Annotated in this window: 26 protein-coding genes; 24 read left to right on the forward strand and 2 right to left on the reverse strand. The window is 51.7% G+C overall.

Going from position 1 to position 23,800, the window contains the following annotated elements:
* Positions 1-40 precede the first annotated feature (40 nt).
* The 6 genes from cphA to B9A14_RS00830 all read left to right on the forward strand — a co-directional run bounded on the left by cphA (position 41) and on the right by B9A14_RS00830 (position 7,672).
* The gene (gene cphA / locus B9A14_RS00805; protein WP_157109719.1) at positions 41-2,668 is read left to right on the forward strand and encodes a cyanophycin synthetase; all 2,628 of its coding nucleotides are present in this window, start codon (positions 41-43) and stop codon (positions 2,666-2,668) included.
* Positions 2,669-2,727: 59 nt separating this feature from the next.
* Complete coding sequence (gene ispE, locus B9A14_RS00810) at positions 2,728-3,582, forward strand: 4-(cytidine 5'-diphospho)-2-C-methyl-D-erythritol kinase (protein ID WP_084663080.1); 855 nt, start codon at positions 2,728-2,730, stop codon at positions 3,580-3,582.
* Positions 3,583-3,748: 166 nt separating this feature from the next.
* Positions 3,749-4,447: a GntR family transcriptional regulator gene (locus tag B9A14_RS00815; RefSeq protein ID WP_084663082.1), complete on the forward strand. Its 699-nt coding sequence runs from the start codon at positions 3,749-3,751 to the stop codon at positions 4,445-4,447.
* Positions 4,448-4,565: 118 nt separating this feature from the next.
* Positions 4,566-5,336, forward strand: coding sequence for a nucleotidyltransferase family protein (locus B9A14_RS00820; RefSeq protein WP_084663084.1), 771 nt, complete (start codon positions 4,566-4,568; stop codon positions 5,334-5,336).
* Positions 5,337-5,339: 3 nt separating this feature from the next.
* On the forward strand, positions 5,340-6,728 hold the full coding sequence (gene glmU / locus B9A14_RS00825; protein ID WP_084663086.1) for a bifunctional UDP-N-acetylglucosamine diphosphorylase/glucosamine-1-phosphate N-acetyltransferase GlmU: 1,389 nt from the start codon (positions 5,340-5,342) through the stop codon (positions 6,726-6,728).
* Positions 6,725-7,672 (forward strand): ribose-phosphate diphosphokinase, encoded by a 948-nt coding sequence (locus B9A14_RS00830; protein ID WP_157109720.1) that lies wholly within the window; start codon positions 6,725-6,727, stop codon positions 7,670-7,672. Before glmU ends, B9A14_RS00830 begins: the two co-directional genes overlap by 4 nt.
* 91 nt (positions 7,673-7,763) lie before the next feature.
* Here the strand turns inward: B9A14_RS00830 and B9A14_RS00835 are convergent, their stop codons facing one another.
* A complete protein-coding gene (locus B9A14_RS00835; RefSeq protein ID WP_084663088.1) occupies positions 7,764-8,387 on the reverse strand; it encodes a PRC-barrel domain-containing protein in 624 nt (207 codons plus the stop codon).
* Positions 8,388-8,416: 29 nt separating this feature from the next.
* On the opposite strand from B9A14_RS00835, the gene B9A14_RS00840 reads away from it, so the two are divergent.
* The 17 genes from B9A14_RS00840 (at position 8,417) to mreB (ending at position 22,545) form a co-directional block, all read left to right on the forward strand.
* The gene (locus B9A14_RS00840; RefSeq protein ID WP_197686540.1) at positions 8,417-9,094 is read left to right on the forward strand and encodes a 50S ribosomal protein L25/general stress protein Ctc; all 678 of its coding nucleotides are present in this window, start codon (positions 8,417-8,419) and stop codon (positions 9,092-9,094) included.
* A gap of 49 nt (positions 9,095-9,143) precedes the next feature.
* Positions 9,144-9,701, forward strand: coding sequence for an aminoacyl-tRNA hydrolase (pth, locus tag B9A14_RS00845; RefSeq protein ID WP_084666981.1), 558 nt, complete (start codon positions 9,144-9,146; stop codon positions 9,699-9,701).
* A 30-nt stretch (positions 9,702-9,731) separates the two neighbouring features.
* Positions 9,732-10,127 carry a hypothetical protein gene (locus B9A14_RS00850; RefSeq protein WP_084663092.1) on the forward strand — a complete coding sequence of 132 codons (396 nt, stop codon included), beginning with the start codon at positions 9,732-9,734 and terminating at the stop codon, positions 10,125-10,127.
* Between the two features lie 115 nt (positions 10,128-10,242).
* Positions 10,243-13,752, forward strand: coding sequence for a transcription-repair coupling factor (gene mfd, locus B9A14_RS00855; RefSeq protein ID WP_231967863.1), 3,510 nt, complete (start codon positions 10,243-10,245; stop codon positions 13,750-13,752).
* 105 nt (positions 13,753-13,857) lie between these two features.
* A complete protein-coding gene (spoVT, locus tag B9A14_RS00860) occupies positions 13,858-14,421 on the forward strand; it encodes a stage V sporulation protein T (protein WP_084663096.1) in 564 nt (187 codons plus the stop codon).
* Positions 14,422-14,554: 133 nt separating this feature from the next.
* A complete protein-coding gene (gene yabN, locus B9A14_RS17625) occupies positions 14,555-16,006 on the forward strand; it encodes a bifunctional methyltransferase/pyrophosphohydrolase YabN (protein WP_084663098.1) in 1,452 nt (483 codons plus the stop codon).
* Positions 16,007-16,108: 102 nt separating this feature from the next.
* Positions 16,109-16,384, forward strand: coding sequence for an HU family DNA-binding protein (locus B9A14_RS00870; RefSeq protein ID WP_084663100.1), 276 nt, complete (start codon positions 16,109-16,111; stop codon positions 16,382-16,384).
* 18 nt (positions 16,385-16,402) lie between these two features.
* Positions 16,403-16,675 (forward strand): RNA-binding S4 domain-containing protein, encoded by a 273-nt coding sequence (locus tag B9A14_RS00875; RefSeq protein WP_084663102.1) that lies wholly within the window; start codon positions 16,403-16,405, stop codon positions 16,673-16,675.
* Positions 16,676-16,726: 51 nt separating this feature from the next.
* On the forward strand, positions 16,727-17,677 hold the full coding sequence (locus B9A14_RS00880; protein ID WP_084663104.1) for a SpoIID/LytB domain-containing protein: 951 nt from the start codon (positions 16,727-16,729) through the stop codon (positions 17,675-17,677).
* A 72-nt stretch (positions 17,678-17,749) separates the two neighbouring features.
* Entirely contained in the window at positions 17,750-18,013 is a 264-nt protein-coding gene (locus B9A14_RS00885) for a YabP/YqfC family sporulation protein (RefSeq protein ID WP_084663106.1), read from the forward strand.
* The gene (gene yabQ / locus B9A14_RS00890) at positions 18,010-18,354 is read left to right on the forward strand and encodes a spore cortex biosynthesis protein YabQ (RefSeq protein ID WP_084663108.1); all 345 of its coding nucleotides are present in this window, start codon (positions 18,010-18,012) and stop codon (positions 18,352-18,354) included. The genes B9A14_RS00885 and yabQ overlap by 4 nt, the downstream gene beginning before the upstream one ends.
* Positions 18,355-18,511: 157 nt before the next feature.
* On the forward strand, positions 18,512-18,736 hold the full coding sequence (locus B9A14_RS00895) for an RNA polymerase sigma factor (protein WP_084663110.1): 225 nt from the start codon (positions 18,512-18,514) through the stop codon (positions 18,734-18,736).
* A 181-nt stretch (positions 18,737-18,917) separates the two neighbouring features.
* On the forward strand, positions 18,918-19,199 hold the full coding sequence (locus B9A14_RS00900; RefSeq protein ID WP_084663112.1) for an FtsB family cell division protein: 282 nt from the start codon (positions 18,918-18,920) through the stop codon (positions 19,197-19,199).
* An 89-nt stretch (positions 19,200-19,288) separates the two neighbouring features.
* On the forward strand, positions 19,289-20,269 hold the full coding sequence (gene spoIID / locus B9A14_RS00905; RefSeq protein WP_157109721.1) for a stage II sporulation protein D: 981 nt from the start codon (positions 19,289-19,291) through the stop codon (positions 20,267-20,269).
* A gap of 113 nt (positions 20,270-20,382) precedes the next feature.
* Positions 20,383-21,117: a M23 family metallopeptidase gene (locus B9A14_RS00910; protein WP_084663116.1), complete on the forward strand. Its 735-nt coding sequence runs from the start codon at positions 20,383-20,385 to the stop codon at positions 21,115-21,117.
* Positions 21,118-21,183: 66 nt separating this feature from the next.
* Entirely contained in the window at positions 21,184-21,465 is a 282-nt protein-coding gene (gene spoIIID, locus B9A14_RS00915; RefSeq protein ID WP_084663118.1) for a sporulation transcriptional regulator SpoIIID, read from the forward strand.
* Positions 21,466-21,525: 60 nt separating this feature from the next.
* Positions 21,526-22,545, forward strand: coding sequence for a rod shape-determining protein (mreB, locus tag B9A14_RS00920; RefSeq protein WP_084663120.1), 1,020 nt, complete (start codon positions 21,526-21,528; stop codon positions 22,543-22,545).
* Positions 22,546-22,658: 113 nt separating this feature from the next.
* Here the strand turns inward: mreB and B9A14_RS16860 are convergent, their stop codons facing one another.
* Positions 22,659-22,832 carry a hypothetical protein gene (locus B9A14_RS16860; protein WP_157109722.1) on the reverse strand — a complete coding sequence of 58 codons (174 nt, stop codon included), beginning with the start codon at positions 22,830-22,832 and terminating at the stop codon, positions 22,659-22,661.
* Between the two features lie 216 nt (positions 22,833-23,048).
* On the opposite strand from B9A14_RS16860, the gene B9A14_RS00925 reads away from it, so the two are divergent.
* Positions 23,049-23,774, forward strand: a complete 726-nt coding sequence (locus tag B9A14_RS00925) for a copper amine oxidase N-terminal domain-containing protein (protein WP_084663122.1) — start codon at positions 23,049-23,051, stop codon at positions 23,772-23,774.
* The last annotated feature ends 26 nt before the right edge of the window (positions 23,775-23,800 follow it).

The following is a 23,800-nucleotide window of genomic DNA, read 5'->3' on the forward strand; positions in this document are numbered from 1 at the left end:
GGTTAAACTAGGAATCGGTTGGGAGGGAATTAAGGATTTTATGAAAATACTCGACTTCCGGGCCCTAGAGGGGCCCAATATCTTTTGCTTGCGCCCGGTGCTGGTGGCCCGGCTCGATTTAGGGAACTATGCTGAGGTTAATACTGGCCAAATCTTAAGTTTTGGGGAAAAACTTATGGCTACCTTGCCGGGTCTTAAGGATCACCATTGCTCCCGGGGATATAAAGGGGGATTTCAGGAGAGGTTGCTGGAGGGGACTTACCTGGGTCACGTGGTGGAACACGTCGCCCTAGAGCTCCTCTGGCTGGCCGGTGAGGAGGTTTCTTACGGCAAAACCCGGCATACCCAAACCCCCGGGCTGGTAGAGATCATCCTGGAGTACAGCTGTAAGAAGGCTGCGGAAACAGCCCTTGGTCTTGCGGTGGATTTGGTCTTAAGCCTTCTTCAGGAAAAAGATTATAACGTCCAGGCCACCCTAAAAAGGCTAAAGGAGGTTCTCGATAAGCACCGCCTGGGCCCCAGCACAGAAGCCATTGTAGCTGCCTGCCGTCGCCGCGGTATTCCAGTACGGCCCTTAGGGGAAGGAAGTTTGCTCCAGCTGGGGTACGGCTGCCGTAGCCGCCGGATATGGGCTACTATAACTGAAAACACTAGCTGCCTAGCCGTGGATATAGCCAGGGATAAGGCTTTGACCAAAAAGCTACTAAAGGAGTTCGGCTTGCCGGTACCCCGGGGGTTGGTAGTTGAAAGCCCGGAGGAAGCAGTAACTGCGGCCCATGAGCTGGGTTTTCCTGTAGTAGTAAAACCCCTCCACGGAAACCAAGGGAAGGGTGTTTTTACCAACCTTAAGAAAGCCTCCGAGGTTAGGCGGGCTTACCGGGAGGCGGCAGCCTACGGTCCCGTTCTGGTCGAAGAGCATCTTCCTGGACGTCAATATAGGCTTTTAGTGGTTAAGGGAAAATTTATAGCCGCTTCCGAGCGCTTGCCCGCGCAGGTTGTGGGTGATGGCCAGCATTCCATCCGGGAGCTTATTAAACTAGCCAATTTAGACCCAGCCCGCGGCGAAGGTCACGACCGCCCCTTAACCAGGCTGCCTTTAGATAGCCTAACCCTTTTTACCTTAAGGCGCCAAGGATGGTCCCTAGAGGATATACCTCCTAAAGGTACAGTCATCCTTTTAAGGGAAAGCGCTAACCTAAGTACGGGCGGGACCGCGGTAGATGTAACTGACCGGGTTCACCCCCGTAATGCCGAATTAGCTATAGAGGCGGCCAGGATCATCGGCCTGGATGTAGCTGGGGTGGATATGATCTGCCCCGATATTACCCGCCCGTTAACTACTGGAGGGGGTGGAATTGTAGAGGTAAATGCAGCTCCAGGAATCCGTATGCACCATTTTCCCACAGCTGGTCAGCCCCGGGATGCCGCAGCGGCCATAGTGGAAAGCCTTTTTCCTCCGGGAGACGATGGCCGCATCCCCATTGTATCTATCACGGGCACCAACGGTAAAACTACCACAGCCCGCCTTATCGCCTATATCCTGGGCTTGACTGGTTTAACGGTAGGCCTTACCACCACCGATGGGATATATATTGGAGGACGGCTAGTGGAAAAGGGAGATGCGGCGGGTCCAGCTAGTGCCCGGAGGATCTTGGCTGACCGGAGGGTGGAGGTGGCTGTGCTGGAAACAGCCCGCGGAGGGATTTTGCGGGCGGGGCTAGCTTACGACCGGGCGGATGTAGGTATTGTACTTAACGTTAGCGAAGATCACCTGGGTCAATATGGGGTGGAAACCTTGGAAGATTTAGCCTACGTTAAATCCCTGGTGGTAGAAACAGTCAAGGAGGACGGCTGGTCAGTGTTAAATGCCGACGATCCTTTAACAGCACGGATGCGGGATCAAGCCCGGGGTAAGGTCATATTCTTTAGTTTAAACAGCCGTAACCCTATAGTGGTAAATCACCTAACTGGTGGGGGTACGGCCGTCTATACTCAAGCTGGCTATATCTTTATAGCCCAGGGGAGCTTAAAAAAGAGGCTTCTGCCCGTTTCCGCAGTAACTTGCGCCTTTAAAGGTCTGGCCCGCCATAACCTGCAGAACGCTTTAGCTGCTGTAGCTGCCTGCCTGGCTTTAAATATCCCTTTTTCTACAATAGCCCGGGGTTTAAAGGAGTTCGGCCGGGTACCAGAGCATAACCCAGGGCGCCTGATGTTCCAGGAAATTGGCGGGGTTAAGGTTATTATAGATTATGGCCATAACCCGGCAGGTTTTGAGAGCGTGCTTAAGCTAGCCAGGCAGATCTCCCCTGAGGTAATAGGGGTAATCGGGGTGCCGGGGGACCGGCCGGACAGTTCTATCCTTAAGAGTGGAATGGTGGCGGGCCGCTTCTGCTATCGGCTGGTCATAAAGGAAGACAAGGATCGGCGGGGCCGGAATCCCGGGGAGGTAGCTAGCTTGCTACACCGAGGAGCCTTGGCTGCGGGGCTTTCTCCGGAAAGGATAGAAGTGGAGCTTAAAGAGAAGGAGGCGGTTAATAAAGCCTTAATGAGAGCGCGACCTGGCCAGGTAGTAGCCATTTTTTACGAGGAATTAGAGGTAGTTTGTCAGGTAGTTAATAGGTTTAAGAGTGAAAAAAGAGGATTTTTGCTAGATATGGTGTATAATTAAGGGACAGGGGATTTTGGTCTTAAGCTTTTACTGACCTTAAGAAGGAATGTGAGGTTCTTTTGCAGGAGATCACCTTACGGGCTTATGCCAAGATCAATTTAACTTTAGAAGTTAAAGGGACCAGGGACGACGGATACCATGAAATAAGTACTATCTTCCAGAGTATAGCCCTGCACGATACAGTGACCTTGCGACGAGCGGAAAGTATCGAGCTAGAAGTTAAGGGGATGGAAGGGCTTCAAAGGCCGGAGAATCTGGCCTGGCGGGCGGCCGCGCTCTTGCGGGAAAGGTATCCTTTTCCAGGGGTAAAAATAATCCTAGAAAAAAATATACCTGTAGCTGCTGGCCTGGCTGGGGGGAGTACCGATGCCGCAGCTGTCCTTATAGGCTTAAATTATCTTTTCGGTTTAGGCCTTACTCCTGGTATGCTGGCTTGCTTAGGGGAAAGGCTGGGTGCCGATGTACCCTTCTGTATCCTAGGGGGTACTGCCCTGGGTAGGGGAAAAGGGGAAAGGTTGCTGCTTTTACCTTCTCCTCCTCGCCTGTGGCTGGTTATAGTTAGACCCTCCTTCGCTGTTAGTAGCCGGGAAATTTATGCAAGTTGGGATGCTGGCGTAGGCGGTAAGGATTTTGTGTTACCCCAAGAAGAAGAAGCTGTGGCAGCCTTGTATCATGGTGACCGGCAAGCTTTAGTGGCTTCTTTAGGCAATGCCCTGGAGAAGGTTACCTGTACCCTTTATCCTGAGGTGAAGGCTATAAAGGAGCGCTTGTTGGCCTATGGGGCAGAGAAGGCCGTCATGTGTGGCAGCGGCCCGGCTGTCTTCGGGGTAGTCCCTAACCGGGAGGAAGCGGAGAGGATCGCCCGGAGGCTAAAACCTAAATACCCGGATACCTTCATTACGCATACTTTATAAAATCACGTGTTATAAATTTATGCTCCTTGCTGTTTCTGTTTTGTTCTATGAACTTTGTGCCTAACTTTGCCTTTCGCCAAGCTAGAGTTTGGAAAGCAGGTTTTTCAATAGGGAAACTTGAGACAATTTAAAGATGGGGGAGTTTAAATTCCGGAGGGAGATATTTATGAAAAATATACTAGCTGGGAAGCTAGAAAACTATAAGCCTCTACGGGAGATCGTCTTTGAAACTTTGCGCGAAGCCATCATTACGGGCCAGCTCAAAGCAGGGGAGCGCCTGATGGAAGTACAGCTGGCGGAAGAAATGGGGGTAAGCCGTACCCCTGTCCGGGAAGCCATCCGCAAGCTGGAATTGGAAGGCTTCGTAGTCATGATACCCCGGAAAGGAGCTTATGTGGCTGATATTTCTACAAAAGACATCGCTGATGTTTTTGAAATACGGGCTGCCCTGGAAGCTTTGGCTGCTGCCCTGGCCTGTGAACGCATTACCGAAGAAGAACTGGAAGAACTTGAGCGTCTACTTGTACGGGTGGCTGAATGTGTAGAAAAAAACGACTTAGAAACCCTTATTCAAGTAGATACCCAATTTCACGATGTCCTATACCGTGCCAGCCGCAACGACCGGTTGGTCCAGATAATAAACAACTTAAGGGAGCAGATCCAGCGGTTCCGTACTACTTCCCTGGCTACTCCTGGCCGCATGCGGGAAACCTTGGAAGAGCATAAGGCTCTGGTGGAGGCTATTGCTGCCCGGAACGTTGAACTTGCTCAACGTCTGGCCCAGGAGCATATAGAAAACGCTGAAAATCGCATGCTAGAGGCCATCCGGGAAGAGATGCGTGCACGCCAGGGGGAAAGCTCATAAGTTAAAGAAGGGGTAAAAGGGCATAAAGGAGGTTTTGTATAAAAAAGCTCCGGTTATTAAGAAGCTCCGGTACGGTTCCTTTATTTTTGAAGGGTTAGGACTTTAGGAGGTAAAAGGGATGAGGAACATTGACGGGATAGTGCTGGCCGGGGGTAGCCCGGGGAAGGGAGAGATTTTAGGAGCCACCACCGAAGCCCTCCTCCCTGTGGGTGGTCGTCCTATGGTTACGTGGGTATTACGGGCACTACAAGATTCAGGCTGTATAGAGCGCCTGGTCCTGGTGGGACCGCCGGAGCTTTCGACATTAGCCGAAGAAGAGGGGGTATACTGGGTTTTAGCTGGGTCTTCCGCTGTAGAAAGTGCCTTGAACGGGTACCGGGCTTTGGAGGGGAGCAGATGGCTTCTCTTGGCTACAGCCGATCTCCCCCTTCTTACCCCCCAAGCGGTGAGGGATTTTTTAGAGCGCTGCCTTAAGGTAGAGGCAGACCTTTATTATCCCATTATTACCCGCCAATCTGTGGAGGAAAAATTCGGGGGAGCTCGCCGCACATATGTGCGCCTTAAGGAGGGGACCTTCACAGGGGGCAACTTGGCCCTTATGCGGGCGGACGCCCTTATGCCTTGTGCCCTTCAGGGGGAAAAATTAGTTAAGCTGCGCAAAAGCCCTTTAGGCCTGGCCAGACAGATAGGCCTTTTGTTTATTTTGAAATTTATTTTAGGCAGGCTTACCCTAGCGGAAGTGGAGAGGAACTTTTCTCATCTTTTAGGAGTCCGTGGGGTGGCTATAATTACTCCTTATCCAGAGATAGGTATGGATGTAGATAAACGGGAGGATTGGGAGCTGGTGCGCCGGGTCTTTGACTCGGCAACATTTCTGGGGGGAGGGTAAAAGGTGGAGGGAGTAGTAGCCGTCATCTTGGCGGCCGGCGAAGGGAAGAGGATGCGTTCCGACTTACCCAAGGTTCTTCACCGGGTAGCGGGTAGGACCCTCGTTGAGCATGTGTTGGCGGCTGTGGAGGGAGCCGGTATCCACGAGATCGTTTTGGTGATAGGCCATGGGGGTGAGCTAGTACGTTCTTATTTAGGTCCTCGCTATAAATATGCCTGGCAGGAAAGGCAGTTGGGAACAGGACACGCCCTGGCCCAAGCTCAAGAGCTTGTGAGGGGAGCCTCGACCCTCCTAGTATTGTGTGGCGACACCCCCTTGCTCCGGTCCTCCACCCTGGCTGCCCTGGTGGCTGCCCACCGGGAGGAAGGGGCTGCGGCTACCTTGCTGGTGGCTTGTGTGGAGGATCCCACCGGGTATGGCCGGGTGTTGCGCGACTCCCATGGTCTAGTACAAAAGGTAGTGGAAGAACGGGATGCCACCCCCGATATTAAAGCTATTAAGGAGATTAACAGTGGGACCTATTGTTTTACCGCTTCCCTGGTCTGGCCAGCTCTAGAAGAGATAAAGCCTTTAAATGCCCAGGGTGAATATTATTTAACAGACATAATTGAGCTTTTCTGCCGTAGGAATGAAAAGGTCCAGGCTATAAAATGTGCAGATCCGGAGGAAATCTTAGGGGTAAACGACCGGGTGGAACTGGCCCGTGCTGCTCAAGTACTTCGCCGGCGAATAAACGAGGAACTTATGCTTAAAGGGGTGACTATAGTAGACCCCGCTACTACCTTTATCGATGCCGGGGTAGAAGTGGGCCGGGATACAGTGATATTACCCTTCACTTTTTTAGAAGGGAGGACCTCTATTGGTTCCCGTTGTATTATTGGACCCCAGACTACCGTAAAGGATAGCTCCATTGGGGAGGAAACCTCCATAAGTTACTCCGTTATTTGGGAAAGCGTAGTAGGTTCCCGTTGTCAGATAGGCCCCTTCGCTTACTTGCGACCGGGAACAATTTTAGCTGACCGGGTGAAGGTGGGGGATTTTGTAGAAATCAAAGCTTCACGGGTGGGCGAGGATAGCAAGGTACCCCATTTGACCTACTTAGGGGATGCTGAAGTGGGGAAAAACGTGAATATCGGAGCGGGCACCATTACCTGCAACTACGATGGCCACCAGAAATGGCCCACTATAATAGGCGATGGAGCTTTTATCGGTAGCAATACCAACTTGGTGGCGCCGGTAGAAGTGGGGGAAAAGGCTTTAATAGGCGCGGGTTCCACTATAACTAAAAATGTACCGGCAGGAGCCTTGGCTTTAGCTCGGGCCCGGCAGGTCAACCTTCCAGACAGAGGCCGGGCTAAGCTAGATAAAAGGGAAAGGTCGGGTGAGGGATGACCAGCGAAACAGATATGCTAAAGATCTTCACAGGCAATGCCAACCCTAAGCTCGCCCAGGAGATCTGCGCCTACCTTAAGGTGCCCCTGGGGAAAGCTAAGGTGGGGCGCTTCAGCGACGGGGAAATAAGCCTAGCCATAGATGAAAGCGTGCGGGGGGCTGATGTCTTTGTAATCCAGCCTACCTGTAACCCGGTGAACGATAACCTAATGGAACTTTTAATCTTGATAGATGCCCTGCGGCGGGCCTCGGCCTGGCGCATAACAGCAGTAATACCATATTATGGATATGCCCGCCAGGAGCGGAAGACCCGGGCGCGAGATCCCATTTCAGCTAAGCTGGTGGCTAACCTCATTACTGCTGCTGGGGCAGACCGCGTCCTCACCATGGACCTGCACGCTGGGGCCATCCAAGGTTTTTTTGATATACCGGTAGATCATTTGACAGCCATACCTATCCTGGCCGATTACTTTAAGGCCTTAAATCTTAAAGAGCTGGTTGTAGTCTCGCCTGACGTGGGGGGTGTGATTCGAGCCCGTAATCTAGCCGAACGGCTCAAGGCAGAAATAGCTATCATCGACAAGCGTAGACCCACCGCCAACGTAGCTGAAGTAATGAACATAATTGGCGAAGTGGAGGGCAAGACAGTAATCATGGTAGATGATCTCATCGATACCGCTGGAACCATATGTTTGGGTGCACAGGCTTTAAAAGAGCAAGGTGCGCGGTCCATCTACGCTTGCTGCACCCACCCGGTGCTCTCCGGGCCTGCCGTGGAGAGGCTGGAGGCGTCCCCCATTGAGGAAGTAGTGGTTTGCAATACCATTCCGGTACCCGCGGAAAAGAATACGCCTAAGCTCCGCCATCTCTCAGTGGCTCCCCTTTTAGGGGAGGCCATCATACGTATCCACCGGGACGAATCCGTCAGTACCTTGTTTGATTAAGAGTCGAGATCCAGTGCCAAACTATGGGTTAAGCTTTAACTTAAGGAGAAAGCAAAACTTATTTTCCTTGTTTCCTTTTGCCCGGGAAAATCTAGTTGGGCTTTAACGGTTTATCCTTTTGGCTTAAGCCAGGTAAACGCTTAAGGTACCGGTTTAAACTCTGGCCCCATTTTTCGGTAGCTCTTGAGGCAGCTTCCCAGCTAGGCCAGCTCAAAGCACCCCGTCGGCGCTGGATGAGGTTGGGGGCTTCAGCCTTGGCAATTAAAGCATCGCGGCCGCAGGTGCGGATGGTAGAAGCCGGAAGTAAGGTATGGCCTTGCCACAGCTTCCCTTTTAACTCCAGCTCTTGTATTTTACCGTCCCGGGGATCAAAAAAGAAATCCTCTACAGTACCTAAGACGACCCCCTCTTCTGTTATTACCCTGGCTCCCACCAGGGGCAGAAGTTTCTTAGCTAGCTCCTCTAGCTCAGGTAGGGAGCGCAAGTTTACTACTGCTGAAGCTTCATCGATGGTCACGGCGTGGCTACCAATATTTTTCACATGGCTGTACGGTATTACAGGTTGCTCTTTAAACCAACCCTTACGGTCTAGGATAAGGCCAGCTATTTTTAAGTTTTGGAGATCGAGGAGGAGCCGCTTTACGCGCCCTACTACTTGCCCGTCGGCTAGGCTTATTACAGGCATTCCCAGGATTTTTTTACTGCGGTGCAGCATTCTTTTCACCTCCCGGATAGAAAATGTTTATGCTTAAGATGACCAATTTATGCTACATTATAATTTCAGGAGAAAGGGGAGAATTACATTTTATGGAAGCCAGTGTATTAACAGTTCAGCCTAGGCAGAAAACCGGTAAAGGACCGGCTCGTCGTTTAAGACAGCAAGGTTTGTTACCAGCAATTTTATACGGCCGGGATGCGGGGAATCTTCCCATAATGATTAAGCTAAAGGAACTCCAGAGGGTTTTAGAAAGGGAAGGGGAGAGGGCCTTAGTCAAAGTCCATCTGGAAAAGGATGGTGCAAGACAAGAATACATGGCCCTACTCCGGGAAGTCCAGCGCGACCCCATACGGGGCGACCTGCTTCATGTAGATCTCTACCAGGTTCCGGCCGGAGAAAAGATCACTGTTACGGTACCTGTGGTTTTAGAGGGCGAACCACGAGGGGTCAAAGCTGGGGGTATCCTCCAGCACGGTTTATCAGAGCTGGAGATAGAATGTTTACCTGCTGACCTGCCGGAAGCCATTGTGGTGGATGTGAGCGGCTTGGACGTTGGTGACCATCTTACCGTGGCCGATATTAAGCCACCTAAAGGAGTGAAGATACTTTCGGAACCCGAGGGCCTCATTGCCACCGTGGTGGAACTGGAGAAGGGTGAGGAGGCCGAGGCCGAAGAGGAAGGGGGAGCTCCTGAGGGAGCTTAAAAGGAGACGGTATAACGTTTGAGGCAAACGGGGAGGATAACCGGTGAAGATGGTTGTGGGCCTGGGTAACCCAGGCCCCTTGTACGAGACCACGCGCCATAATGCTGGTTTTATGGCCTTAGATCTCCTGGCCGATGAATTAGGGATAAACTTTACCCGGGAAAAGCAGGGGGCCCTCATAGGCACAGGTCAAATAGAGGGCCGGCGAGTTCTTTTAGTTAAGCCCCTCACCTTTATGAACCTTAGCGGCCAGGCGGTGGCCGGGCTCGCCCGCTGGTACGGTATATATCCTCAGGATATTCTAGTGCTTTTAGATGATCTGGACCTGCCCCCCGGACGTTTGCGCATCAGGCCACGGGGTAGCTCAGGCGGACATAAAGGTTTAGCCTCTGTACTTGAAGCCCTGGGGACCGAAGGGGTACCACGTGCCAGGATCGGTATTGGACGACCTCCTCCGGGTAAGGACGTGGTGGAGTACGTCTTGGAGCCTTTTACTAATCAAGAATGGGAGGCTGTCCGTCCCATTCTAATACGGGCCGCCGAAGCCGCCCGTTTTTGGATCCTAAGCGGAGACATAGAAGAGGTCATGAATCGATATAATTGTTAAAGCATAGCGAAGGCGGGAAGGAAACGATAATTGCCGGAATTAAAGGCTGTTTTGGTTGGATCTTTAGCTGCAGTTCTAGCTTGGCCTGTCAACCGTTTCTTTCTTCCTAAATGGAGATTCAACATTTCCCTTTGGGGCCCCCTCTGGGAGGAAGGACTGAAAACAGGCTTGGCCCTCGCCTGGGGGGGTTCCTTGTTCTTTGCTCATTTTACCTTTGGGCTCATCGAGGGAGCCTGGGAATGGAGCTGGGGGCGAAAGGGTGCGGCTTGGGCAGCTATAGGAGGGCATACCCTGTTTGGCCTGGCCGCCGTCCTGGCCTGGTGGGCCTCTAATTCCCCCTTTTGGGCTTGGGGAGCGGGAGCCTTGCTACATATAGGGTGGAACTTATTCCTTTATTTTCTCCATCGCCAATTTCCTTCTCCTTGACTTAAGGAGGCTGGGCGGGCTATAATGGAAAAAGCAAGGCCCTGGCCTAATAGAGGGCCTTTTAGTATGGAAAAACGAGAGGTAAACGAGAGGGTATATGTATAATCACGGACTCTTGCAAATCGTTAGAGATAGCGCACAATTTCACAATCTCGCGGAAGGCCTCCGGCGGGGGCTTGCTGAACAGCAATTATATGATATTCCGGATGGGCTAAAAAGCCTCTGGGTTACGGCCATGGTAGCCCATTTTCAACCCCTACTGGTCATAACGGCTTCCTCAGAGGATGCCCAGCGCCTAGCTGCTGACGTGGATGCCTTCTGGCCTGGAGAAGGGATTGAATACCTGCCGGCAGGGGAACTTTTGCCCATAGGTGTTCATGCCTATAGCCCTGAGATACCCGCCCAACGCATACGGGTTTTAAGCGATTTATTGCGGGGTAAGGCCAAAGTAGTGGTTATGGCTGTAGAAGCCTTGGCCGGCAAGCTTCCACCCCCAGACCTTTTCCGCTCCACCCTTTTAACTCTAAAAGTAGGACAGAATATCGACCGTGAGAATTTGCTAGACCGCTTGGTCCGCTTGGGGTACCGCCGGGAGGAAATAGTGGAGGCGCCCGGTCATCTTGCTGTACGGGGTGGGATTATCGATATCTATCCCCTGGGTGCCGAACAACCAGTAAGGTTAGAATTTTTTGGGGATGAAATAGATTCTTTACGCGCTTTTGATCCGACTACGCAGCGTTCGGTACAAGAACTGGAGGAAGTAGTTATCACCCCAGCCCGGGAAATGGTGGCTCCAGAGGAACGGGAGCTAGGGCTTGCTCGCCTGGAAGAGGAATACCTAAGGACATTAGAGCGTTTAAAAAAGAGCCGGCCCCAGGCTGCCCGGGAGCTAGAAGAAAGGATGGACCAGCTTTTGGCTAGCCTTAAGGCTGGCGATTGGCCTGAAGGGGTAGATCAACTAGGCCCCTTTTTCTATCCCCGGTTAGCCAGTATCCTCGAATATTTCCCCCGGCCGCCTGTGCTCATCCTTGACGATCCCCAGCGGTTGATGGAAGAAGCCAAGCGGCGGGAAAAACACCGGGTAGATATCTTTACCCAGATGTTAGAAGGAGGATTAGCTTTACCTTCCCAGGGAGAAGCCTACGCTACTGTAGCAGAACTGGAGAATTTGTTTGCGAGGTATCAGCGGATATACTTCTCCCTCCTTCCTCGGCGGGCTACCCCAGGAGTACGCCAGATTATAGGTGTAGGTGCCCAGTCTATTCCTGCCTTTCAAGGGAAAATAAAATTTTTAGTCCAGGAATTATCCCGCTTTCGCCGGGAACAGTACCGTATTATCCTGATGGTCGCTGATCCTGGACGCATAGAGGCTTTACAGCAGAATCTAGGGGCGGAAGGCTTAGAGACAGTAGCCCTAAAAGATGTATCCTCTCCGCCCCAGCCGGGCCAAGTGGTGGTGGTTCCCGGCCGGCTTCGCCAGGGCTTCAGCTGGCCCCAGATGCGCCTGGTTATCTTGGGAGACGCTGAGCTTTACGGGCCCGTACGCCGTCCCCGGAAGCATAAAGTGGTCCGGGAAGGCCTGCGTATAAGCTCCTTTGCCGACCTTAAAGAGGGGGACTATGTGGTTCATGTTCATCACGGTATCGGCCGGTACTTGGGTATCCAACAATTGGAAGTAGAAGGCATTAAAAAGGATTACCTGGTCATACAATACGCAGGTAACGACCGGTTATACGTGCCCATTGATCAGATCTCCCTGGTCCAAAAATATATTGGGGCGGAGGGGCATGTGCCGCGCCTTTATCGCCTGGGAGGTAATGAGTGGGCTAAAGTTAAGGGCCGGGTACAGGAAGCTGTACGGGCTATGGCCGAAGAACTTTTAAATCTTTACGCTACCAGGCAGACTATACAGGGGCACGCCTTTTCCCCAGATACGCCTTGGCAACGGGAGTTTGAGGAAGCCTTCCCCTACACGGAGACTCCCGATCAGCTTAAAGCCATAGCCGAGGTCAAGGCCGATATGGAGAGACCTAAGCCTATGGACCGGCTCTTGTGTGGGGATGTGGGGTACGGCAAGACAGAGGTGGCTTTGCGGGCTGCCTTTAAGGCGGTTATGGATGGGAAACAAGTAGCTGTGCTGGTACCCACTACTGTTTTAGCCCAGCAACATTACAATACCTTCAAGCAGCGTTTTGCCCCTTATCCCATAAAGGTAGCTGTTTTAAGCCGTTTCCTTTCACCTAAGGAACAGGCGGAAACTGTGGCGGCCCTGGCCCGGGGAGAGATCGACATCATCATCGGTACCCACCGGCTTCTTTCTAATGACGTCACTTTTAAAGACCTGGGCCTAGTTATAATCGACGAAGAACAGCGCTTTGGGGTAGCCCATAAGGAAAAGCTTAAGCAACTCCGCTATAGTGTGGATGTGTTGACCATGACCGCCACTCCTATTCCTCGAACCCTGCACATGGCCCTGGCTGGCGTGCGGGATATGAGCCTTATCGAGACGCCGCCGGAAGATCGTTTTCCGGTCCAGACTTATGTAGTGGAGTATAGCCCGGAACTGGTGCAGGAGGCCATCCGGAGGGAACTGGAACGGGGCGGCCAGGTATACTATGTCCATAACCGGGTGGCAGATATCGACCAGGTAGCTTTCACCTTGCAACAGCTGGTACCTGAAGCCAGGATAGCTGTGGCTCACGGCCAGATGCCGGAGGAAGAACTGGAAAGGATAATGCTAGATTTCATCGAGGGCCATTATGATGTCCTGGTCTGCACTACCATTATTGAGAATGGACTAGACATCCCTAACGTCAATACCCTGATTGTAGACGAGGCTGATACCTTCGGCCTAGCCCAGCTCTATCAGCTTCGAGGTCGCGTGGGGCGCAGCAATCGCCTGGCCTATGCTTACTTTACCTACCGGCCAGATAAGGTTTTAGGGGAGGTGGCGGAAAAACGGCTGGCCGCCATCCGGGAGTTTACTGCCTTGGGTTCAGGATATAAGATCGCCCTCCGCGATCTCCAGTTACGGGGTGCCGGGAATCTTTTAGGCCCTGAGCAGCACGGCCATATGCTGGCTGTGGGTTTTGACCTTTATTGCCAATTACTGGAGGAAGCTGTACGTAAGCTTAAAGGCCAACCTATACCTTCTGAGGTATCTACGCCGCGCGGTGCTTCCGTAGAGCTTAAGGTAGACACCTTTTTAAGTGACGATTATATCCCTGATGCTAGCCTCAAGATGGAATTTTACCAGAGGTTCCTTGCGGCCAGCAGCGTGGCGGAGGTAGATGAAATAGCAGCTGAAATGATAGACCGCTTTGGCTCCCCGCCCCCGGCGGCGGAAAATTTAATTCTTATGGCCCGCATAAGGCTTTTGGCTGGCGAATTAGGTATTACCAGCGTCCAACAGCGCGGCGGGGAAGTAGAACTCAAATTCAACGATAAACCAGTCTTAAAAGGGGAAAAGCTCCTTCAGCTTTCCTCTTTCTTTCCACGTCGACTTTCCTTTTCTTCCGCTGGTGGCTTGGCCATCAGGGTGCGCATTAAGGGTCTGGACAGCCATAGCCTCCTTAAACTCCTGCAGGAACTCTTAAGCCGTATGCGAGAATTAGCCCAGGCTTAAGGCAGCTTAAGGAAAAACATGAATAAACACCTAAAGGGGGTTATATACTAACAGTGAAGCTTGAACCCTTGCCAGCCACCCAGGGAGGAAAAGGGGGGAAAATTAGTGAAAGCAACAGGCATAGTTCGGCGCATAGATGATTTAGGTCGTGTGGTGATACCTAAGGAGATCCGCCGGACCTTACGCATCCGCGAAGGCGATCCTCTGGAGATTTTCGTGGATCGGGACGGAGAAGTAATCCTAAAAAAGTACTCTCCCATCGGCGAACTAGGCGATTTTGCTAAGGAATACGCTGATGCCCTGCATGAAGCCGTCGGGCATATCGCCTGTATTGCCGACCGGGACAACATCATAGCTGTAGCCGGCGCCCCGAAAAAGGAATTCCTGGATAAACCCATCGGCCCGGCAGTAGAGAAGGCTATGGAAGAACGCAGATCAGTGATTATTAACAATCCTGGAGAGCACATTTTATGCAAGGAGTGCCCCGAGGATACAGAAGGCGAACCTTGCAAATTCTCCGCTGAAGTTATAGCGCCTATTATCGCGGAGGGAGATCCCATTGGAGCTGTTATCCTTTGCTCGAAGGACCCGAATGTTAAAATGGGGGAGATGGAGTTAAAACTTGCGGAGACAGCGGCAAGCTTCCTAGCCAAACAAATGGAGCAATAAAAAGAAAAAGTGCAGGCCCCTTTATAAAAAGGGGCTTGTTTTTTGGTTAGATTGCCAGGTAAAATAAAGGCGGCATAGAGAAGCCTTGGGAACGGCTGATTCTAGAGGACTTAAGGTGGCGGATCACTTCCCCATGCCCGGTAGATGTTATATTGCAGGCTTAGGTCCCGGGAACCCTGAACATATACCTCTAGCCTTGTGGCAGTTGCTAGAACAAGGTTCTCGCCTCCTTTATTTGCGCACAGCCTACCATCCAGCTGTCAAAGCCTTGGAGGAGCGCGGGATTAAGTTCACCTCCTTTGATCCCCTTTATGAGACAGCCGCCTCCTTCGAGGAGCTTTACCGAGAGATAGTGCGCACTCTCTTACGGGCCGCAAAATCGCAAGAAGTAATATATGCGGTTCCCGGCCATCCTCTGGTAGCGGAGGTTTCTGTTAGCCTCCTCCTTAAAGAGGCCGGGGCCCAAGGGATAGAGACGCCCCTCATCCCAGCTTTAAGTTGCTTGGACGCTGTCTTCGTTGCCCTGAAACTCGATCCGACTAGTGGTCTGTTTATCCTGGATGCCCTGGCTTGGCCTGGCCGCCCGTGGAACCTGGGGCAAGGGGCCCTTATAACTCAAGTTTATAACCGGCGGGTAGCTGGGGAGGTTAAGCTTAAGCTTATGGATTTCCTTCCTGATGAGCACCCTGTGGTGGTGGTTAGGGCTGCCGGAGTGCCAGGCGAGGAGAGGATCCGGGAGATACCCTTATACAAGCTAGACAGGATAACTTGGCTAGACCATTTAACCACCCTGTACGTAACCCCCTATCCAGAAGGGGATAAGTATACCTTAGAAGGGCTACGGGATCTTATGGCCCGCCTCCGTGGTCCTGAAGGTTGCCCCTGGGATAAACAGCAAACCCACCAGACCCTTAAACGTTACCTCCTCGAGGAGACCTATGAAGTTTTAGAGGCTCTGGAGGAGGGCGATATGCATAAACTAAGCGAGGAATTGGGAGACTTACTGCTACAAGTAGTCTTCCACGCCCGGTTGGCCGAGGAAGAGGGCTTTTTCAACTTGCGGGATGTAGTGGTGGGTATTGTAGATAAAATGATCCGGCGCCATCCCCATGTTTTTGGCCAAGCTAAACTTAAGACAGCCCAGCAGGTCTTAAAGCGCTGGGAAGAGATCAAAGCCCTAGAAAGGAAGGATAACGGCGAGGAGGCCCTTTTACAGGCACCCCGGATCCTTCCAGCCTTGCTTCGCGCTTTAAAGGTACAGGAACAAGCCGCAAGGGTAGGTTTTGATTGGCCGGAAGTAAAGGAGGTGTGGGCTAAGGTCTACGAGGAACTGGAGGAGCTTAAGGCTTCCGTGAACATAGGTGAGGAAGAAAAAATTACTGAAGAGGTAGGGGATGTGCTTTTTGCCCTGGTGAACTTGGCTCGCTGGCTTAAAGTGGAACCCGAGACCGCCCTTACTAAGACCATCGACAAATTTTGCCGTCGCTTTCATTATATAGCGGAGGAAGCTCGTCGGCAGGGGCGGAAGCTGGAAACCATGACGCTAGAAGAGATGGACACCCTTTGGGAGAAAGCAAAAAATTAAAGGTATACTAGCTGGTAATGCAGGAGAATGTTGGATTTTGGCGAATAAGGTATAAGGTTAGAAACCATTATTAATAAAAATATTGTAAAGGAGGGTCGGTACTTGAACAAGGCCGAATTAGTAGCCAGCGTGGCGGAGAAAGCCGAAATGACCAAAAAAGATGCTGAGAAGGCTGTGAATGCCCTCTTTGCCAGCATCGAGGAGGCCCTGGCCAGGGGGGACAAAGTACAACTGGTGGGTTTCGGCACCTTTGAGGTGAAGGAGCGTGCTGCCCGGGTGGGCCGTAACCCGCGGACTGGCGAGGAGATCTCCATCGCCGCCACCAAGGTACCTGTATTTAAGGCTGGTAAAGCCCTGCGGGATGCAGTTCTTAAATAGGCAGGTTTAAAGCTTAAGTTGCGGCTGGATAAATTTTTGAAGGTTTCTCGGTTAATTAAGAGGCGGACCCTGGCCAAGGAGGTCTGCGAGGCGGGCGCAGTTCAGGTTAACCGGCGGCCAGCGAAGGCCAGTACAGAAGTTAAGCCCGGCGACATCATCACGTTAACCTTAGGGCCCAGATGGCTGATTCTAGAAGTCCTAGCCACGCCAGACCATGTGCCTGCCGAAAGGGCCAGGGAACTTTACCGTATCTTGGAGGAAGGCAGGGTTACCTCTAATTTCCAGGCATAGCCTCACCCAGGGCCGTTGATACTACTTCCAAAAGGAGAAGGGTGGGAGGCTATGCCTGAAAGAATTAGAAGGTGGACTGCCTTCACGCTGCTCGTGGCCCTCGCCTTGGCTATAGCTGTAGGAGCCTTTATCCGGGGTGGCCGGGCCTTCCGGCGGCCACTGGGGGTAGGTCAAGAGCCCACCATCTCCCTGTACCTCCACAAGACAGGCGAAACCAAGAGTATCAAAATGGAAGATTACATCCAGGGTGTGGTGGCAGCGGAGATGGACCCTAATTGGCCTGTCAATGCCCTGGCGGCTCAGGCCATCCTAGCCCGCACCTTTACCCTAAAAAAAGTCCAAGAAGGTGGAGTGAAGGCACGGGGAACAGATGCCTCCACCAGCACTGAAGAGTTTCAAGCCTATGCCCCGGAGAAAATAAACGATAATGTTCGGCGTGCAGTGGAGAATACCCGTGGTCTAGTCGTTAAATCGGGTGGGCGGCTTATCAATGCCTGGTTTCATGCTGCGGGAGGCCCCCAGACAGCTGCTTCAGCGGTAGAAGGTTTAGATTTTCATCAAGAACCAGCACCGTATGTGCATAGTGTTAAGGATCCTGGGTTGGCCATCGCTCCTCCAGAAGATAAAGCTTGGAGCGCAAGCTTCAGCAAGGACGAACTAGCCACGGCTGTCCGCAAGATAACCGGCCAAGATCCCGGCCCTATCACCAGTGTGCGCATAGCTGAAAAGGGTCCTTCTGGTCGGGCCACCAAGATTGAAGTGGGGAAGCTAACTGTAAGCGGGCCCGCCTTACGGCTAGCCTTAGGTAGTGATCGCCTCCGCTCTACTTTCATAACTGGGGTAGAGGTGCGGGGAAACCGGGTAATCTTCCGAGGACAAGGCTATGGCCACGGGGTAGGGATGAGCCAGTGGGGCGCCCGGGCCCTGGCCGAACAGGGCAAATCCCCGGAGGAGATCATAAAATACTTCTTTAAGGATGTAACCTTGGAAAAGGCCTGGTAAAACCCAGGCTTTTTTATTTGGGTAACATAGATTCCCCCTTAAGGCCATAAGAATAAAAAGGGGGGAGTAACCGTGGGCGAGGGGCAACACCGGGTGGAAGTATTCGAGCGCCAAAACATTTGTGTAAGCGGAGTAGTACAGGTTATGGGATACGATGAAGAAGAGATAATCCTAGAGACAACTTGCGGACTTTTGATTCTTAAGGGTAAAAATTTCAATATTTCCAGCTTAAGCCTCGAGAGCGGCACTTTGGAAGCTAGCGGTTTCTTGCATTCCCTAGATTACCGGGAGGAAGGAACCGCCAAAAAAAGCTTCCTCCGCCGGATCCTTAAATGAACCTACCTTATGGCCCCTGGCTTACCTTTCTGGCCCTAGCTGGCTGGGGGATAGTCCTGGCCTTTTTACTGGACTGTTACCGGATTTGCCGTTACTACTGGCGGCCTTCTCGCTTGGTAACCCAGGTTACCGACTTAAGTTTATGGCTGTTCCTCCTAGTTTTTACTTTCTTCCTCCTTTTCCTTATTAACTGGGGAGAATTTCGGGCTTATGTCCTAGTAGCCTGGGCCCTAGGCGCCCTCCTCTATAGTCAAGGCAGCCACCTGGTACGCCCTTGGCTTTACCGCTTATTCCGCTTCTTCCCCTTTCCCCACCATAACACTCATCGCCGAAAAACCTAAACCCAGGTCCTAAAGGTCTTAGCCCCAAGGTCCTAATAAAATTTAAGCCGGTCCTAGAGAAGGATTTTTTAAGCACCAGTCGAATAATAAATGTACTAAGTTTGTCCACAGATTGTACACAACCTGTAGATAAAAGGCTACAGGAAGGCCTGCCTCTGTGCACATAGAGATTCGCGGTGTAGAGAAACTAAGCTTCCGGGAAAGACAAGTAGTAGCCCTTAAAGAGTCTGGCCTTAGCAATGAGGAAGTGGCCCGGCGTCTGAATTTAAGCCCGAGCAGCGTGGCTACCCTTTACCACCGGGCCCGGGCCAAGGGTTACCAAGTTGTGATCATCCTGCCGGGGGAAATCTTGGGGCTCCCGGAAGGAGAAGGAGAGGATTAGTCTGCACCCTTCCCAGAAGCCCTCTTATTCACCCTTTAGACCTCTTTTTCACAATCCCCAGGGGCCATCTTATCGTTCCTTCCGTAAGACTCCTTCACCCCTTTCCCCTGCCCCGTTACCAGGGAAAGGCCATCGCCCAGGCACGCCTTTTCGCCTTCCTCGGGTGCTTTTACTCCTGGGTATGTTTTATCTACTTTATTCTTTTCTGCATTTAGGGATAAACCTTTACCAGGTAGAGAAGGAACTAAATTTTTATCGGCAGCAGAAAGCAGCCCTCCTGGCTGAGCAGGCCCGCCTACAAGAAGAGATACAGAAGCTAAACAGCGATACTTACATTGAGCGAGTAGCCCGGGAAGAGCTGGGCTTTATTAAACCTGGAGAGAAGATTATCTTACCCGCCCGGCCTGCTCCAGATATCCCGCCTTATGTTCCGCCACCACCGGGGCATGAATTCCGCGACTAAAGTTCTTTTCTAACCTAAACCCGCGTATATATAGGGGTAGGACAAACCCTAGGATGCTGGGGATCACTGGCGGTTGGGGGGCATTTTCCTTGCGCAAACTCTTGGGTATTGCCATAATTTTCCTTTTTGCCCTAGTGATCATCTTACCTTCCCTTATTATTAAGGGCTTAGGAAGCTTACGCGGCCCAGTGGAAGTGGAGACCCAGGAGCGGGTAGTTCGCCTTTGGGATCAGGCCCGGGGTGAAGTTATCGTCCTTCCCCTGGAGACCTATGTAGCTGGTGTAGTGGCGGGAGAGATGCCAGCCGAATTTGAACTGGAGGCCCTTAAGGCCCAGGCTGTAGCGGCCAGGACCTATACCCTAAAAAAAATAGAAGAAGCTCGCGCAAAACCGGACTCCAAGCATCCCCAGGCGGACCTGTGTACAGATCCCTCCCATTGCCAAGCTTGGGTCCCGGAGGGGGTCTTAAGACAGAAGTATGGATTTTGGCGGGGCTTGCGGTATGAGAAAAAAATCCGTCAGGCTGTAGAAGCTACCCGGGGCTTAGTACTCACTTACCAGGGCGAGCTCATCGTACCCGTATACCATTCCAACAGTGGGGGCAGGACGGAGAGCGCAGCGGCTGTGTGGGGTTACGATATACCCTATCTCCAGAGCGTCCCTTCTCCTTGGGACCGGGAGGCGCCGCGCTTCCGGAATACGGTCACCTTTACCCTGGCTGAGCTAGACCAGAAGCTAGGGGTCAACCTCTCGGTGGTTCCCGCTGCCGCCCTTATTCCTCCCAAGGGGCAAGCCATTAAGGTAGAGGAGTACACCCCCACAGGTCGTATTAAGACTATAAAGATCGGCAATAAAACCTTTAAAGGCACAGAACTGCGGCAGCTTCTGGGCTTAAGTTCTACTGATTTTACCTGGCAGGTCCAAGGCGATCGCATAACCTTTATAAGTGTAGGTAATGGGCATGGTGTAGGTTTAAGCCAGTACGGAGCGAACGGTATGGCCAAAGAAGGGAAGAACTTCTTGGACATTCTCTATCACTATTACCGGGGTGTGAAAGTGGAAAAAAGATGAAAGAGAAAGGGAGGTAGACGGCTAAATCCGCCCTGGAAATTGCGCCCCATCGGTTTTATAAATTAGGTATAAAAAGGTAAAAAATGGGGTAGACTCTGGCCGAGGTGAGGCTCATGGAAAAATTCTTTAAACTTTTAAAGCAAGAGGCTGCCCACCTGGGCCAGATAGGGCAGATTTTAAGGCGAAAGGGTTTCTATCTCCTTTTCTTGACTGCCTTACTAGCCGGTACTTATTATCTGGTAACCAACACGGCCGTGTTCCAGGGCAAGGTCAAAGTGCACCCATTACCTATAGAGAGTCCGGCCAAGGCCCCGGTAGAGCCCCTGCCGCGGGAAGCCTTAAGCGGGTCGGAGACTGTACCGCCAGAGCTTAAGGATAAAACGGGAGCCTACTCAGCACAGGCAACCCCCCATACCACTCCTTTAGATCAGGAAACAGCTACGAAGGGGAAAGAGCTAACTTTAAACCGGCCTTTACCAGGTAAAAAGGCGGTTTCCTTCGGTTTCGCTTGGTCGCAGGCCTTCGGGGACTTTCGGTTCCACCCTGGCTTGGATCTAGAGGGCCGGTTGGGGGAGGAAGTCCGGGCTGCTACCTCCGGTACGGTCTCCCTAGTAGAATATAGTGACGACTGGCGCTACCGGCTGGTGATAGATGCGGGCGACGGTTATCAGGTTATCTATGCTCACCTGGATTCCGTTAAAGTGACTAAAGGTAGTAAGGTAAAGCCAGGGGATGTGCTGGGTACCTTGGGCCAGCCTGGCCGTGCCGAAGCTTCTAGCTCCGTCCATCTTCATCTTGAACTAAAGAAAAACGGGCAAGCCCTCGATCCAGCTCCTTACTTGCAATAACCTGGTCTTTTTTAAGCAGCCTCCCAATAAAATTTATAGGGGATTTGGAATAGGGGAGGCTGCTCCATGCAAGACCATATCCGCGAGCGGGTGCTAAAAATAGCCGCCTACCTCGTACAGCACAACTGTACTGTACGGCAGGCGGCTATTGTTTTTAGAGTCAGTAAAAGCACGGTCCACAAGGATGTGACCGAACGCCTGCCGCGGCTAAATGAAGATCTGGCGGGTAAGGTACGCCAGGTTCTGGATCAAAATAAGGCGGAGCGGCATTTAAGGGGAGGGGAGGCCACCCGGAAAAAATACCAGGAGAAAAAAGAAAGGAGGATTTCTCCTCCGGTTGCAGAATAATACCATCTAGGCCAGCCATATCCATCAGACCGGGGGAGAGGAGGAAAACCCATAAAAGCTATGTTCGGCTTAAGCCAGGACTTAGGCATCGATCTGGGAACAGCCACTGTACAGGTTTACCTTCCAGGACGGGGTATTGTACTGAATGAGCCGTCGGTAGTAGCTTTAGACCGTGAGAGTAACCGTATCATTGCCGTAGGAGAAGAAGCCCGGCGGATGCTTGGGCGTACACCGGGAAATATCATCGCTTTACGCCCCTTAAAGGAGGGGGTTATTGCTGATTACGACAGCACGGAGCGCATGCTCCGCTATTTTATTGCTAAGGCCTGTGGCGGGCGCCAGAGCTGGATCAAACCCCGGGTTATGATCTGCATTCCTGCCCAGGTTACTGGCGTAGAAGAGCGGGCTGTGCGCCAAGCCGCCCTTCAGGCTGGAGCCAAAGAAGCTCATCTTATTGAAGAACCTCTAGCGGCGGCCTTAGGCGCAGGCTTAGATATCTCCGAACCCAGCGGCTCCATGGTGGTGGACATAGGAGGGGGTACCACCGACATAGCCGTATTATCCTTGGGGGGCATAGTTTGCAGTAACTCCATTAAAGTGGCGGGGGACAAATTTGATGAGGCCATAATCCGCTACTTGCGCCGGGAGAAAAATCTTATGATAGGGGAAAGATCGGCAGAAGAACTAAAAATCCATATCGGTACAGCCCATTTAAGTTCTAAACCGGAACCGCGGGAGATGAACGTACGGGGCCGCGACCTGGTGACTGGTCTTCCCCGAACAGTAACCGTGACCTCCGAGGAGATCTTCGAAGCCATCCAGGATCCCCTCTGGCGGGTAGTAGGAGCGGTTAAGGAGGTCCTGGAGCGCACTCCCCCGGAGCTGGCCGCGGATCTCGTGGATAAAGGTATCGTGATGACCGGTGGAGGAAGCCTCCTTCATGGATTGGACCGGCTTTTAAGTGAAGAGACAGGATTACCTGTATACATAGCTGAGGATCCTATCTTTTGCGTGGCCAAGGGTACAGGGAAAGCCCTTTCCATGTTGGATACCTTAGGGCATATTACCCGTAAAAGATAGTTAGAAGCTAGTTTTAGTAAAGATTAACCTAAAAATAGCTACCTTCAAAATATAAAAACTTAGGCAGCTACCGGTATGTACCCCGGTGCTGCCTAAATTGTAACTTATACCTCCTAGACCACCTTTTTCTTAGGTAGGCGGGGCTGCTTAGTTTTGCTAGCCTCGATCTGCTCGTCAATATCCATAATGCGGACCAGGATCTCCGCCCGGTCTTTTTGAGGGGCATGTACCCATTGTTCCAGGAGGGCTCTTCTTTCGCGGAGGAGGCTGCGCTGGATGTCCCTCACCTGGGGTTACCTCCTTTCTTAGGTTACTTAAGTACCACTAAATTAAGTATGTGTTTTTTCTTTCCACTCTATTATAGCATAAAGGGACCGACTTTGTGAATTATTTCTTGAGAAAAAAGTATGAATTCTTTGCTTTAGCTAGCTATTTTTTATGCCCTTGATTAGGTAAAAGGAATTAAGAGGAATAACGTTGTTTATGTCGAAAGTGAAAATGTAATGGTAAAGGAGGGGGGCACTCTGAACCTTAAAGGTACTTTACACCAGCTAAATAAGATAATACTTAAAAGGCGAGGGAGCCTGGGGCTACCCATTAGCATCTTCCCTTTATTTCTAGTCTTGCTCCTTACCTTGGTAGTAGCCGGGTACATTATTTTTCTGGGAGGAGGGCGGGAAGTCCAGGCTAGCGGTCCCTTACCTGGTAGCAACGAGGACCCTTTAGTAACGAAATCTTATGTAGAAAAGTATGTGAATGAGCGGATACAGGAACTTAAGAAAAGCTTGGATGAAGAGCTATCAGAGCTTAAGAAGAAAATTTCCGAGCTTCCTACAACTCAACTTAAGCAAGTTATACTAGCTATAGGCAACACTACAGCTTATGTAAACGGTGTGCCTTACGTTCTACCCGTAGCCCCCTATCAGGACCAGGCTACAGGTACTTCTATGGTCCCTTTTCGTTTTGTGGGGGAAGCCCTAGGAGCGAGGGTGGACTATAAGGGAGACACCAACACGGTAAGTTACACCCTGGGGTCCACATCGGTGGTATTGACCATCGGCTCCCGCCGTGCCCTTATTAATGGTGTGGTGCGGGAGCTACCAGCAGCACCTAGACTAGTGGGAAGCACGACTATGGTCCCTCTCCGGGTGGTAAGTGAGGGCTTAGGAGCCCAAGTACAATGGTACGAAGGGACCAAGAGTATTACTATAAATCTCCCTCCCCTTTAATCCTATTCCAAATTTAAGTTTCCAAA

Origin of the sequence: Thermanaeromonas toyohensis ToBE (assembly GCF_900176005.1) — a bacterium.
GTDB lineage: Bacteria > Bacillota > DSM-521 > Neomoorellales > Neomoorellaceae > Thermanaeromonas > Thermanaeromonas toyohensis.

Coding starts and splice junctions, on each gene's coding strand:
- cphA (WP_157109719.1), top strand. CDS start 41: ATGAAAATACTCGACTTCCGGGCCCTAGAGGGGCCCAATATCTTTTGC.
- B9A14_RS00815 (WP_084663082.1), top strand. CDS start 3,749: ATGAAAAATATACTAGCTGGGAAGCTAGAAAACTATAAGCCTCTACGG.
- B9A14_RS00820 (WP_084663084.1), top strand. CDS start 4,566: ATGAGGAACATTGACGGGATAGTGCTGGCCGGGGGTAGCCCGGGGAAG.
- B9A14_RS00830 (WP_157109720.1), top strand. CDS start 6,725: ATGACCAGCGAAACAGATATGCTAAAGATCTTCACAGGCAATGCCAAC.
- B9A14_RS00835 (WP_084663088.1), bottom strand. CDS start 8,387: ATGCTGCACCGCAGTAAAAAAATCCTGGGAATGCCTGTAATAAGCCTA.
- B9A14_RS00840 (WP_197686540.1), top strand. CDS start 8,417: ATGCTTAAGATGACCAATTTATGCTACATTATAATTTCAGGAGAAAGG.
- pth (WP_084666981.1), top strand. CDS start 9,144: ATGGTTGTGGGCCTGGGTAACCCAGGCCCCTTGTACGAGACCACGCGC.
- yabN (WP_084663098.1), top strand. CDS start 14,555: ATGCCCGGTAGATGTTATATTGCAGGCTTAGGTCCCGGGAACCCTGAA.
- B9A14_RS00880 (WP_084663104.1), top strand. CDS start 16,727: ATGCCTGAAAGAATTAGAAGGTGGACTGCCTTCACGCTGCTCGTGGCC.
- yabQ (WP_084663108.1), top strand. CDS start 18,010: ATGAACCTACCTTATGGCCCCTGGCTTACCTTTCTGGCCCTAGCTGGC.
- B9A14_RS00900 (WP_084663112.1), top strand. CDS start 18,918: ATGTTTTATCTACTTTATTCTTTTCTGCATTTAGGGATAAACCTTTAC.
- B9A14_RS00910 (WP_084663116.1), top strand. CDS start 20,383: ATGGAAAAATTCTTTAAACTTTTAAAGCAAGAGGCTGCCCACCTGGGC.
- spoIIID (WP_084663118.1), top strand. CDS start 21,184: ATGCAAGACCATATCCGCGAGCGGGTGCTAAAAATAGCCGCCTACCTC.
- mreB (WP_084663120.1), top strand. CDS start 21,526: ATGTTCGGCTTAAGCCAGGACTTAGGCATCGATCTGGGAACAGCCACT.
- B9A14_RS00925 (WP_084663122.1), top strand. CDS start 23,049: ATGGTAAAGGAGGGGGGCACTCTGAACCTTAAAGGTACTTTACACCAG.